Origin of the sequence: Helicobacter pylori (assembly GCF_017594925.1) — a bacterium.
GTDB classification, from domain to species: domain Bacteria; phylum Campylobacterota; class Campylobacteria; order Campylobacterales; family Helicobacteraceae; genus Helicobacter; species Helicobacter pylori_DP.
Genome location: NZ_JAALNT010000009.1, coordinates 44751 through 56810, shown reverse-complemented (window position 1 = coordinate 56810; position 12060 = coordinate 44751). Strand labels below are relative to the sequence as shown.

At 37.1% G+C, this 12060-nt stretch carries 13 protein-coding genes and 1 pseudogene; 11 read left to right on the top strand and 3 right to left on the bottom strand.

Annotated elements, in window-relative coordinates; all coding sequences use genetic code 11:
- Nucleotides 1-137: 137 nt before the first annotated feature.
- Nucleotides 138-344: a 2-hydroxymuconate tautomerase family protein gene (locus tag G6069_RS04730; protein WP_001115888.1), complete on the bottom strand. Its 207-nt coding sequence runs from the start codon at nt 342-344 to the stop codon at nt 138-140.
- A gap of 147 nt (nt 345-491) precedes the next feature.
- On the opposite strand from G6069_RS04730, the gene recR reads away from it, so the two are divergent.
- The 11 genes from recR to G6069_RS04675 all read left to right on the top strand — a co-directional run bounded on the left by recR (nt 492) and on the right by G6069_RS04675 (nt 8331).
- Nucleotides 492-1073, top strand: coding sequence for a recombination mediator RecR (gene recR / locus G6069_RS04725; protein ID WP_001099598.1), 582 nt, complete (start codon nt 492-494; stop codon nt 1071-1073).
- The gene (gene truD, locus G6069_RS04720; RefSeq protein ID WP_197293540.1) at nt 1070-2215 is read left to right on the top strand and encodes a tRNA pseudouridine(13) synthase TruD; all 1146 of its coding nucleotides are present in this window, start codon (nt 1070-1072) and stop codon (nt 2213-2215) included. The genes recR and truD overlap by 4 nt, the downstream gene beginning before the upstream one ends.
- Complete coding sequence (gene htpX, locus G6069_RS04715) at nt 2202-3134, top strand: zinc metalloprotease HtpX (RefSeq protein ID WP_231627980.1); 933 nt, start codon at nt 2202-2204, stop codon at nt 3132-3134. Before truD ends, htpX begins: the two co-directional genes overlap by 14 nt.
- Complete coding sequence (folE, locus tag G6069_RS04710; RefSeq protein ID WP_022576468.1) at nt 3135-3677, top strand: GTP cyclohydrolase I FolE; 543 nt, start codon at nt 3135-3137, stop codon at nt 3675-3677. It begins immediately after the preceding gene.
- Nucleotides 3678-3692: 15 nt separating this feature from the next.
- The gene (locus G6069_RS04705; RefSeq protein ID WP_197293538.1) at nt 3693-4604 is read left to right on the top strand and encodes a polyprenyl synthetase family protein; all 912 of its coding nucleotides are present in this window, start codon (nt 3693-3695) and stop codon (nt 4602-4604) included.
- On the top strand, nt 4601-5404 hold the full coding sequence (surE, locus tag G6069_RS04700; RefSeq protein ID WP_039083081.1) for a 5'/3'-nucleotidase SurE: 804 nt from the start codon (nt 4601-4603) through the stop codon (nt 5402-5404). The genes G6069_RS04705 and surE overlap by 4 nt, the downstream gene beginning before the upstream one ends.
- The gene (locus tag G6069_RS04695) at nt 5401-6060 is read left to right on the top strand and encodes a hypothetical protein (protein ID WP_197293537.1); all 660 of its coding nucleotides are present in this window, start codon (nt 5401-5403) and stop codon (nt 6058-6060) included. Before surE ends, G6069_RS04695 begins: the two co-directional genes overlap by 4 nt.
- A gap of 1 nt (nt 6061) precedes the next feature.
- Nucleotides 6062-6664, top strand: coding sequence for a 6-pyruvoyl trahydropterin synthase family protein (locus tag G6069_RS04690; RefSeq protein ID WP_039084972.1), 603 nt, complete (start codon nt 6062-6064; stop codon nt 6662-6664).
- Nucleotides 6661-7416 carry a 7-carboxy-7-deazaguanine synthase QueE gene (locus G6069_RS04685; protein WP_197293536.1) on the top strand — a complete coding sequence of 252 codons (756 nt, stop codon included), beginning with the start codon at nt 6661-6663 and terminating at the stop codon, nt 7414-7416. The genes G6069_RS04690 and G6069_RS04685 overlap by 4 nt, the downstream gene beginning before the upstream one ends.
- Nucleotides 7417-7504: 88 nt before the next feature.
- Complete coding sequence (locus G6069_RS04680) at nt 7505-7990, top strand: GNAT family N-acetyltransferase (protein ID WP_197293535.1); 486 nt, start codon at nt 7505-7507, stop codon at nt 7988-7990.
- Nucleotides 7991-8091: 101 nt separating this feature from the next.
- Nucleotides 8092-8331: an outer membrane beta-barrel protein gene (locus G6069_RS04675; RefSeq protein WP_231627969.1), complete on the top strand. Its 240-nt coding sequence runs from the start codon at nt 8092-8094 to the stop codon at nt 8329-8331.
- 354 nt (nt 8332-8685) lie between these two features.
- Here the strand turns inward: G6069_RS04675 and G6069_RS04670 are convergent, their stop codons facing one another.
- A complete protein-coding gene (locus tag G6069_RS04670; protein WP_197293542.1) occupies nt 8686-10068 on the bottom strand; it encodes an MFS transporter in 1383 nt (460 codons plus the stop codon).
- A 251-nt stretch (nt 10069-10319) separates the two neighbouring features.
- A pseudogene (locus G6069_RS04665) lies at nt 10320-12017 on the bottom strand (DUF262 domain-containing protein).
- Nucleotides 12018-12060: the final 43 nt, after the last annotated feature.

Here is a 12060-nt window from a genome sequence, read left to right as displayed (position 1 = left end):
AAAGGGTTAAACGCTTCCCTCTTTTTCAAACGCCTTGTGGTGTTTAATGTGAGTTATGTTTATAGTTTTTAGGGGGGTAGGGAAACAAACACCCCTTAAATGTTGGTGCACCGCAACCTTTGAATTTCAAAAACTCTTCAGTTTTTTTGCCTCAAATGATGGACACTCTCGCCCCCAAGACCATAATTATTAGAATCCACCTCATCTATAATGACCACAACAGAAGCCTTATTTTTGTTTAACACCTTAACCATCAAATCTGAAACCCCTTCAATCAATTGCTGTTTTTGCTCGTTTGTTGGCCCTCCATTTTCTGGCACAAGTTTGATATTGATAAACGGCATAGTATTCCTTTAATTTGAGATAACGCATTATAGCGTTTTTATTTAAACGCTTTATTAGTGCCTTTCATCATTAAACCCTCTTTATAAAAAACAATAAAAGCCCTTTTAGTGGCTTTCAAGTCAAGTTAAGTTTGATATACTAACAAAATGAATACTTATAAAAACAGCTTGAATCACTTTTTAAATTTAGTGGATTGTTTAGAAAAAATCCCCAATGTGGGTAAAAAGTCTGCCTTTAAAATGGCGTATCATTTGGGTTTAGAAAACCCCTATCTGGCGCTCAAAATCACGCACGCTTTAGAGAACGCGCTAGAAAACCTTAAAACATGCGCATCTTGTAACGCGCTCAGTGAGAGTGAGGTTTGTGAGATTTGCTCTGATGAAAGCCGACAAAATTCTCAGCTTTGCATGGTTTTACACCCAAGAGACGTGTTTATTTTAGAAGACTTAAAGGACTTTTTAGGGCGCTATTATGTGTTAAACTCTATAGAAGAAGTGGATTTTAACGCCCTAGAAAAACGCCTGATTGAAGAAAACATTAAAGAAATCATTTTTGCTTTCCCTCCCACTTTAGCCAATGATTCTTTAATGCTTTATATTGAAGATAAACTACAGCATTTCCACCTCACTTTCACTAAAATCGCTCAAGGCGTGCCTACTGGAGTGAATTTTGAAAACATTGACTCCGTTTCGCTCTCAAGGGCGTTCAATTCAAGGATCAAAGCATGAATTTAAATTTTATGCCCTTATTGCATGCTTATAACCATGCGAGCATTGATTTTCATTTCAATTCTAGCGCTAGGGATTTTTGCGTGCATGAAGTGCCTTTGTATGAATTTAGCAACACAGGCGAGCATGCCGTTATTCAAGTGAGGAAAAGCGGTTTAAGCACTTTGGAAATGCTTCAAGTTTTTTCTCAAATTTTAGGGGTAAAAATCGCTGAATTGGGTTATGCGGGCTTGAAAGATAAAAACGCGCTGACGACTCAATTCATCTCACTCCCTAAAAAATACGCCCCTTTATTAGAAAAAAATACGCATAATTTGCAAGAAAGAAACCTTAAGATTTTATCTTTGAATTACCATCACAATAAAATCAAATTAGGGCATTTGAAAGGGAATCGCTTTTTTATGCGTTTTAAAAAAATGACCCCCCTAAACGCTCAAAAAACAAAGCAGGTTTTAGAACAAATCGCGCAGTTTGGCATGCCTAATTATTTTGGCTCACAACGCTTTGGGAAGTTCAATGACAACCATAAAGAGGGTTTAAAAATCTTGCAAAATGAAACGAAATTCGCTCATCAAAAATTAAACGCTTTTTTAATTTCAAGCTATCAAAGTTATTTGTTTAATTCGCTTTTAAGCAAACGATTAGAAATCAGTAAAATCATTAGCGCTTTTAGCCTAAAAGAAAATTTAGAATTTTTTAAACAAAAAAATTTAAGCGTTAATTCAAACACCTTAAAAACCCTTAAAAACCAAGCCCACCCCTTTAAAATCTTAGAAGGCGATGTGATGTGCCATTACCCTTATGGGAAGTTTTTTGACGCTTTAGAATTAGAAAAAGAGAGCGAAAGGTTTTTGAAAAAAGAAGCTGTGCCTACAGGGTTACTAGACGGCAAAAAAGCTCTTTATGCAAAAAATTTGAGTTTTGAAATTGAAAAAGAATTCCAGCATAACCTTTTAAGTAGCCATGCTAAAACGCTAGGCTCTAGGCGGTTTTTTTGGGTGTTTGCAGAAAATGTAACTTCTCAATATATCAAAGAAAAAGCGCAATTTGAATTGGGATTTTACTTGCCTAAAGGGAGTTATGCGAGCGCGTTGCTCAAAGAAATCAAGCATGAGAAAGGAGAAAATAATGACGAATTTTGAAAAGATTATCGCGCAAAACAGGCTCAAAACGAACGCGGTTTTAACCACTTATTGCGTGATTTTTGCTTTTATCGGGTTGTTGGTGGATGCTATTAGAATCAACGCTAATGATTTAGGCGTAGCCCTTTTTAAACTCATCACTTTTCAAATTTTTCCTACGATCACCATTATCATGTTTTTAGCGGCTTTTGTCATTATTGTTGTTTGTATCCAAAATTTTAGCTCTATCATGTTAAGCGGTGATGGATACAAGCTTATTGACACAAGCAAGGTTTTAAGCTCCAAAGAAAATCAAATCCATCGCCTTTTGTTAGAGCTTTTAGAAGAGGCTAATCTTCATTTTGAGCCTAAGCTTTATATCATTAACGCCCCTTACATGAACGCTTTTGCGAGCGGGTGGGATGAATCTAATTCTCTTATCGCTCTTACAAGCGCTTTAATAGAGAGGTTGGATAGAGATGAATTGAAAGCCGTGATCGCTCATGAGCTCAGCCACATACGGCACAATGACATCCGCTTGACCATGTGCGTGGGGATTTTAAGCAATATCATGCTGTTGGTGGCTAATTTTAGCGTGTATTTTTTCATGGGGAATCACAAGAATAGTGGGGCGAATTTAGCCCGAATGATTTTATGGGCTTTACAGATCGTTTTGCCTTTTTTAACGCTTATTTTGCAAATGTATTTGAGCCGCACACGAGAATACATGGCCGATAGCGGGGCGGCGTTTTTAATGCATGACAATAAGCCCATGATTAGAGCCTTACAAAAAATTTCTAACGATTACACCAATAACGATTATAAAGAAATAGATAAAAACTCCACCCGATCAGCGGCTTATCTTTTTAACGCTGAAATGTTTAGCACCCACCCTAGCGTTAAAAATCGTATCCAATCCTTAAGAAAGCGTGTGATTTAAATGGAAAATTTTTTCAACCAATTTTTTGAAAACATCGGCGAAAATAAGAATAGAGAAGGCTTGAAAGAGACGCCTAAAAGGGTTCAAGAATTATGGAAATTCTTGTATAAAGGCTATAAAGAAGATCCTAGAGTGGCTTTAAAAAGCGCGTATTTTCAAGGCGTTTGCGATGAAATGATAGTGGCTCAAAACATTGAATTTTACTCCACTTGCGAGCACCATTTGCTCCCTTTTTTTGGGAATATTAGCGTGGGATACATCCCTAAGGAAAAGATTGTAGGCATTAGCGCAATCGCTAAACTCATTGAAATTTATAGCAAACGCCTACAAATCCAAGAAAGGCTGACCACTCAAATTGCAGAAACCTTTGATGAAATCATAGAGCCAAGGGGCGTGATCGTGGTTTGTGAAGCCAAACATTTGTGCATGAGCATGCAAGGGGTGCAAAAGCAAAATGCGATCATTAAAACAAGCGTGTTAAGAGGCCTCTTTAAAAAAGACCCTAAAACCAGAGCTGAATTTATGAAACTCTTAAAATCTTAGGTTATAATTCTATGCATGAGTAACCCTAATTTATCCTTTTATTATAATGAGTGCGAGCGTTTTGAAAGCTTTTTAAAAAACCATCATGTACACCTTGAAAGCTTCCACCCTTATTTGGAAAAAGCCTTTTTTGAAATGGTGCTTAATGGAGGCAAAAGGTTCCGCCCTAAGCTTTTTTTAGCCGTGCTTTGTGCTTTAGTGGGTCAAAAAGATTATTCTAACCAGCAAACAGAGTATTTTAAAATCGCTTTAAGCATTGAATGCTTGCACACTTATTCGCTCATCCATGACGATTTACCTTGCATGGATAATGCCGCTTTAAGGAGAAACCACCCCACTTTACACGCTAAATACGATGAAACCACAGCCGTTTTAATCGGCGATGCGCTCAACACTTATTCTTTTGAATTGCTCTCAAACGCTTTACTAGAAAGCCATATCATTGTGGAATTGATCAAAATCTTAAGCGTTAATGGGGGGATTAAAGGCATGATCTTAGGGCAGGCTTTGGATTGCTATTTTGAAAACACGCCCTTAAATTTAGAGCAGCTCACTTTCTTACACGAGCATAAAACCGCTAAATTGATTAGTGCGAGCTTGGTGATGGGGCTTGTTGCAAGCGGTATTAAAGATGAAGAGCTTTTTAAATGGCTTCAGGCTTTTGGGTTAAAAATGGGTCTTTGTTTTCAAGTGTTAGATGATATTATAGATGTTACGCAAGATGAAAAAGAAAGCGGTAAAACCACTCATTTAGACAGCGCTAAAAACAGCTTTGTGAATTTATTGGGGCTAGAGAGGGCGAATAATTACGCTCAAACTTTAAAAACAGAGGTTTTAAACGATTTAAATCTACTAAAATCCGCTTATCCTTTATTGCAAGAAAATTTAAACGCATTATTGAACACTCTATTTAAAGGCAAAACATGAAAAAAATTCTACTCACCAATGATGATGGCTACCATGCAAAAGGCATTAAAGCTTTAGAACAAGCTTTAGAAAACATGGCAGAAATCTATGTGGTCGCCCCCAAGCATGAAAAAAGCGCATGCTCGCAATGCATCACTATCACCGCGCCTTTGAGAGCGGAGAAAATTAAGGGCAAAGAAGGCCGGCATTATAGGATTGATGATGGCACGCCGAGCGATTGCGTGTATTTGGCGATCAATGAGTTGTTTAAACATGTTTGTTTTGATTTAGTGATTTCAGGGATCAATCTTGGATCTAACATGGGCGAAGACACGATTTATTCGGGAACGGTGGCCGGAGCGATTGAAGGCACGATCCAGGGTGTGCCTTCCATTGCGATTTCTCAAATCCTTTCTAACAAAAACAAAAACACTCCCTTAAGTTTTGATCTGGCTCAAAAGATCATCCAGGATTTAGTCCAAAACATCTTCACCAAAGGCTACCCTTTAAAAGGGCGCAAACTCCTGAATGTGAATGTCCCTAATTGCTCCTTACAAGAATATAAGGGTGAACGCATCACCCCTAAGGGCTATAGGCTGTATAAAAAAGAAGTGCACAAACGCACAGACCCCAAGAATGAAAGCTATTTTTGGCTAGGGTTACACCCTTTAGAATGGCAAAAGCGCGAAAATGAAGACAGACTCTCTGATTTTGACGCTATTGCTTCAAACCATGCCTCTATCACGCCTTTAAATTTAGACTTAACCAGTTATGATGATCTAAAAAGCTTGGAATCTTGGCATGAGGGAATGTTAAAGTGAGTAAAAATCACCGCTTGGCTTTTTTAGGGCTAATTGTTGGGGTGTTTTTTTTCTTTAATGCATGCCAGCACCGCTTGCACATGGGGTATTATTCAGAAGTTACAGGGGATTATTTGTTCAACTATAATTCCACTATCGTGGTGGCTTATGACAGAAGCGATGCGATGACTTCTTATTATATCAATGTGATTGTTTATGAATTACAAAAATTAGGCTTTTACAATGTCTTCACGCAAGCGGAATTCCCGCTAGATAAAGCCAAAAATGTGATCTATGCGCGCATTGTCCGTAATATCTCAGCTGTGCCGTTTTATCAATACAATTACCAACTGATTGATCAGGTCAATAAACCTTGTTATTTTCTTGGGGGGCAGTTTTATTGCTCCCAAACCCCTACCGATTACTACGCTATCAATGGCTTTAGCGAGCAAATTTTAATGAGTGCTAATTCGCATTTTATTTTGGATTGGTATGATGTGGTGCTGCAAAAACGGGTTTTATATGTGGATGGGAGCGTGAGCGGGAAGACTTGCGGCTATCAAATGCTTTATAGGGATTTGATTAAAAGCACGATCAAGCGCATTGATTTTAACCGCCCTGAACGCTACTACTACAATTTAAGACTGCCCCTTTATCAGCCATGTTATAGAGAATGAAATGGTTATCAGGCGATTGTATAAATTTTGCGCTAGCCATGTGGTGCGCAATTGTTCTTCTTTAAAATGCGCTCAAAATATCCATGGGCATAATTATGAAGTGGAAGTTTTTATTGAAACCAACCGTTTAGATAGCGCGAACATGGCGTTAGATTTTGGGTTGATGCAACAAGAGATGCAAACCTTTATAGACTCCTTTGATCATGCCCATCATTTTTGGGATAAAGAAAGCCTTGAGTTTCAGCGTTTTATAGAAAATCATTGCGTTCGTTACGTGAAATGCTCGTTTAATTTGAGCGCGGAAAGTTACGCTCTTATGTTTTTATACTACTTGACAAGGATTTTACAAAAAAGCGTTTTTTCTAATAATGAAGGGGAGTTAAAAATCTCTAGCGTGCGCGTGCATGAGACTAAAAACGGCTACGCGGAAAGCTTTTTAAAAGATTTAGAAAACCCTCATTTTAAATCTTTAGTGCATAATCATTGCGTCTCTTTCTCGCAAGGCATTCAAAATTTGTGGCATGATAAGGATTTTTTCAATAAAATCATTAGCGATGAAGAAAAATGCTTTTTTCACGCTAAGCCCTTACACCAAATCCCATGAAACTCCCGGTCGTTGAGAGCTTTTTTTCCTTACAGGGTGAAGGCCAAAGGATAGGTAAGCCCAGTCTTTTTTTGCGCTTAGGGGGGTGTAACCTTTCATGCAAGGGCTTTAATTGTAAAACCTTATTCAATGATGAAATCCTAACAGGTTGCGATAGCTTGTATGCGGTGCATCCTAAATTCCAAACATCTTGGGATTATTACAATGAGCCTAAGCCCTTGATTGAACGATTAGTTAATTTAGCCCCTAATTATAAGGATTTTGATTTCATTCTTACAGGCGGGGAGCCAAGCTTGTATTTTAATAACCCTATTTTATTGAGCGTTTTAGAGCATTTTTACCATAAAAAAATCCCTTTATTTGTAGAGAGCAATGGCTCTATTTTTTTTGAATTTAGCCCTATTTTAAAAGAATTGCATTTCACCCTAAGCGTCAAACTCTCTTTTTCTTTGGAGCAAGAAAGCAAGCGGATCAACCTCAAAGCCTTGCAAAATATCTTAAATAACGCTAAAAGCGCGCATTTTAAATTCGTATTGGAGAGTCAAAACGCCGCTCAATCTATCGCAGAGATTCAAAGCCTTTTGAAACAACTCTCCTTAAAAAATAATGAAATCTTTTTAATGCCCTTAGGCACAACCAATAACGAGCTAGACAAAAATCTAAAAACCCTAGCCCCCCTAGCCATAGAGCATGGTTTCAGGCTGAGCGATAGGCTTCATATCCGCTTGTGGGACAATAAGAAAGGGTTTTAAAACTATCATACAAGGCGTTATTATTTTAAGCTAAAAATTGTTATCATATACCATTAAGGGATTATTTTACCTCTAAAGTTAGGAAATCATGACCATCAAAATTTTTTCGCCCCAATACCCCACTGAATTAGAAGAGTTTTACGCTGAGCGCATCGCTGATAACCCTTTAGGGTTTATCCAACGATTGGATCTTTTGCCCAGCATTAGCGGGTTCGTTCAAAAATTGCGCGAGCATGGCGGGGAATTTTTTGAAATGAGAAAGGGTGAAAAGCTCATTGGGATCTGCGGGCTTAATCATGTTGATAAAACAGAAGCAGAGCTGTGTAAATTCCACATAAATACCGCTTATCAATCCCAAGGGCTGGGTCAAAAACTCTATGAGAGCGTGGAGCGATACGCTTTAATTAAAGGCTATACTAAAATCTCTCTGCATGTGAGCAAGAGTCAAATCAAGGCATGCAACCTCTATCAAAAGCTGGGTTTTACGCGCATCAAAGAAGAGGATTGTGTGGTGGAGTTGGGCGAAGAGGCTTTGATTTTCCCCACTCTTTTTATGGAAAAGATCCTGTCTTGATTGGCGCATCCATTTGACACATGCCCAAGCGACATTCAAACTATCAAACTTTCATTAACACAGCCTAAATTAATGCTAAATAAACCCTAAACAAACGCTTGTTGTTAAAATTTTGTTTTTCAAGCTCTTCGCAAAGTTTTAGAAGCCCTATTTTAGGGGTTAACGCTAAAATAGGCTATCAAAACTACTTTAATGATTTTATAGGATTAGCTTATTATGGCATCATCAAATACAATTACGCTAAAGCGAGCAGTGAGAAAGTCCAGCAATTAAGCTATGGCGGTGGGATAGATTTGTTGGTGGATTTCATCACCACTTACTCCAATAAAAATAGGGGTTAGGGGATTTTAATGGGGTTGCAGAGAGGAATACAATATCCCCCCACCCCCTTAAGAGTTTTACAACAAAATGAAACTTGAAACGATAAGTTCAAAAATCTTTGCAAAAATCTTTGAAGGTTAAGAATTCCATTGCTACCAAAATCCACCAACGCCAAGCGTTAAACCCTTACAACAAATGGTGCTAAAACACCCTATTAAAACTTAAATAATAACGCTTCCTTTTTAGCTTTTTCTCTCTTTTTCCACGAAATTCCTCTATATTTTTAATTCTAGGGTCAATACGATTTTTTTAAAATATGGTTTAATGAAAATCGGCTCAATCTTGGTTGAATGATTCAAAGGTTTGCGTTTCTTTCATGCTGTGGGCGACACTTCGTGTTGGGTATTAGATTTGTTGTAAATTGGTGCCATTAAAAGCGATGCGAGAAAAGCGATTGAAGCAACCACAAAAATATAAAAGCTTAGACCATAACTTTGCAAGCTTTCAGGTGCTGCTATGGCTTTTGCATTTAACCAGCTTGAAAGTTGAGGGGTAAAGCCAGCGGTTATAGCATAGGCTATGTTATAAGCGAAAGAAATCCCGCTAAAACGGATTTTGGCGCTAAACACATCGCTCATAAAAATGGGGCAAAAATTCATAATACCAGCGCAAAAACACGCTAAAAAGTATAAAACTATGGTATTGACTAAACTTGGCGCGTTAGAATAAAATTCTTTGAAGAATAAAAAGCCAAAAAAGGCAAAGGCCACACTAAAAGCCATGCAAACTTTGTGTGGTTTGATTTTATCGGCCAAAAACCCGGTTAAAATAATAGAACTTACAATACCAACAAGTCCTAAAATTTGAAAATAGGTTTTTTCAAACGGAGTGAAATTAAAATTGGGATGCATGAGAGTGAAATTGGGAACAAAAAGGATAAAAATCAAAATACAAGCGGTTAAAACCCAAGTGATAAGCATGGAGATTGATATGCCAAAGAGAGAGTTTTTAAACACCTCTTTAAGCGGGAATTTGACTAAGGCATCGTCTTGCTTCATTTGCTGAAAAACAGGAGTTTCCTCTAAAAAGCGCCTCAAATACACAGAAATGATACCAAAAATCCCTCCAAGCCCAAAGGCAACCCTCCAAGCCCAATCTTCAACAACAGGCTTGTCAAAAACCATGTAAATCCCCATATAAACCAAACTCCCAAGCAAAATCCCAGAAACTACAGAAGCGGTTAAAAAACCGATATAAGTGTTTTTTTGGCCTTGCGGGGCATGTTCATGGACAAAAACCCAAGCGCCAGGCAATTCACCACCCACAGCAACACCTTGACAAATCCTAACAAACACCAAAAAAACAGGAGCTATGTAACCAAGATAATGAGCGTTTTTTAGACTAAGTCCCATGCTATCAACGCCAAAACTCACAAAATGATTAAAAGTTGGCATCAAAGCGAGCGCAAAGGTTGGGATTACCATCAATAAAATAGAGAGCATGAACATGTTTTTACGGCCGAATTTATCCCCAAAGTGGGCCATCACTATGCCGCCAAGCGGGCGCGCTAGATAGCCTGCAGCAAAGATACCATAAGTGTTGATTTCAGACCAAATAGGGCTGAGCGTGTTTGGGAAAAAGTGTTTGGCAATGATGCTTGTAAAAAATACAAAGATAATAAAATCATAAAATTCTAAAGTCCCCCCAAGCGAAGATAACCCTAAGGTTCTTACCTCTTTTTTGCCTAAATGTTTTATTGATTATCCTTTCACTAAGGCTATCGCCCTTTTAATTTTTCATTTTGAAACTAAGATTGATAAAATTAATATAGATACCTTACACCTTAACGGCATTTTTAGATAACAAGCAGTAAATGAAATTTATTAGCGTTCAAAAATTGGTTCATTCTATCTTTTTTATCATTAAGCATGACTTAAACGAGTTTAAATTTTGTTTTACCCGTTTTGTCAAAACGCTTTACCCGATTATATCAGCCACAAAAACACTCCTATGAAGACTTGGGCAATAACACTTCTTTTAATGTTTTAATGATAGCTTCTTCTCTTTTTTCACGAAATTCTTTTATATTTTCCCATTCTAATTCTAGGGTAGGGTCAATATAATTTTTTCTTTTATACTCTTCTATGGCTTGCTGATTTTTATATTCTTCTTTGAGCCACACTTCAGGGTCTTTATCCTTTTTAGCAATATTCTCTGCACCTTCTAAAAGCTGGAGATTGAATAAATGATTCTCACACTCATAGAAATCTTTATCCAATTTTTTATTTTTTTTAAACTTGGACTTTGGATAAATATGGTCTATATGAAAAGTGGTGGTTTTGTAGTTCAAGTTTGGGTATAAGATTTGCAAGATAGGAAAGACTTGATCGCTATATTTATAGTTCACCATCTCTTCTATCATATCGTTAGTGATTTTTAAAGGGCATGTTTGGTGTTTGGCTAAATTATGGTTGAATGATTCAAAGGTTTGCGCATCTTTCATGCTATTGGCTATGTTGTTTAATTTTGTATCCGTTGAAGGAGTGAAATAACTCGTGATTTGAGCGTTACGGACAAATTTTAGGGCTTGTTGTTCATCGTTTTTATCCATTTTTGAATTTAAAAAATAAAAATAGGCTAAACTGGATAAAATAAGCTGAACCCAAATAGCCCGCATAACCAAAATTTTTTAATAGTTCTGTAGCGTTATAAATGCTTTCTGTAATTTTTTCCCAATTTTCTTCAATCTCTTTGATATTTTTTTTATTAAAATTTTTTAATTCAAAAGTAGTGTCTTTACCAATGAGAAGCAAGCAAGTTTTTAACACCTGGTCTTTCCCCACATTTGGAAAACCTTTATCTTTTAAAGTATCTACTAGCTCATTCATTTTTTTCTAATATCGCTTGAAAAGCTTGCTGTCAAAATAGACATCAATAAATCAGAATAGCTTAACTTGACCCCGCCACTATTGACACGGATAAAGATATTTAAAACTTTATTAAGATTTTTTTCTGTTTCTTCAAAAAATGAAATGAGTTGTTTGGTGTGAAAAGCTTTGTTTAGTGTTTCTAGTAATTTCAATCTATCACCTTTTAAATCATGTTCTTGCGCATAATCCCAAACACTTTCCAACTCTAAAATATCCCCCACCTTAAACCACCAATGTTCTTCATCGTTTTCAGGCTTTTTGGCATGGAATTCAAACTGGTAATTGTCTTCTGGGTTGTCCATGTTTGGCTGGTGCTTCAAGTTCAAATACAAACGCTTCTCTTCGTAAGCGTTAGGGTTATTGTTTTTAGCCCACTTTTTTTTAAGCGTTCTAGTGCCTTTAAGCCCGATATAAAGCGAGGTTAAACGCTGTTGGCCATCTAGGACGATATACAAATCATCACACTTGATTTGTTCAATACGGATTTTTTCATTGTGAGGCTTTCGCTCATCGTAGTTTGTAATGAATTGATAAAGTTGGAAATTGAGTTTATCGCTATCTTGTTCATCACTCTTGGCTATATCCTCCTTTTGTAATTTCCAAAATAAAAAAGAGCCGATAGGATAGCCCCTGAGAATGGAGTCAAAAAGTTGCTCTATCTTTTTTTCATCGGCTTTTTTGAGCCACACGTATTCACGCTGAATGTCAGGCAAAAAATAACGATCATTCAATCCATCTACCACTTCTTTAATGGTCTTATCCAAGAACACACCCATGGGAATTTCCTTATTTTGTATTATTTAGGCTGTATTATAATCA

What these genes read in the sequence shown, in the direction of transcription:
- G6069_RS04730 (WP_001115888.1), bottom strand. Translation starts at nt 344, where the DNA reads ATGCCGTTTATCAATATCAAACTTGTGCCAGAAAATGGAGGGCCAACA.
- recR (WP_001099598.1), top strand. Translation starts at nt 492, where the DNA reads ATGAATACTTATAAAAACAGCTTGAATCACTTTTTAAATTTAGTGGAT.
- truD (WP_197293540.1), top strand. Translation starts at nt 1,070, where the DNA reads ATGAATTTAAATTTTATGCCCTTATTGCATGCTTATAACCATGCGAGC.
- htpX (WP_231627980.1), top strand. Translation starts at nt 2,202, where the DNA reads ATGACGAATTTTGAAAAGATTATCGCGCAAAACAGGCTCAAAACGAAC.
- folE (WP_022576468.1), top strand. Translation starts at nt 3,135, where the DNA reads ATGGAAAATTTTTTCAACCAATTTTTTGAAAACATCGGCGAAAATAAG.
- G6069_RS04705 (WP_197293538.1), top strand. Translation starts at nt 3,693, where the DNA reads ATGAGTAACCCTAATTTATCCTTTTATTATAATGAGTGCGAGCGTTTT.
- surE (WP_039083081.1), top strand. Translation starts at nt 4,601, where the DNA reads ATGAAAAAAATTCTACTCACCAATGATGATGGCTACCATGCAAAAGGC.
- G6069_RS04690 (WP_039084972.1), top strand. Translation starts at nt 6,062, where the DNA reads ATGGTTATCAGGCGATTGTATAAATTTTGCGCTAGCCATGTGGTGCGC.
- G6069_RS04685 (WP_197293536.1), top strand. Translation starts at nt 6,661, where the DNA reads ATGAAACTCCCGGTCGTTGAGAGCTTTTTTTCCTTACAGGGTGAAGGC.
- G6069_RS04680 (WP_197293535.1), top strand. Translation starts at nt 7,505, where the DNA reads ATGACCATCAAAATTTTTTCGCCCCAATACCCCACTGAATTAGAAGAG.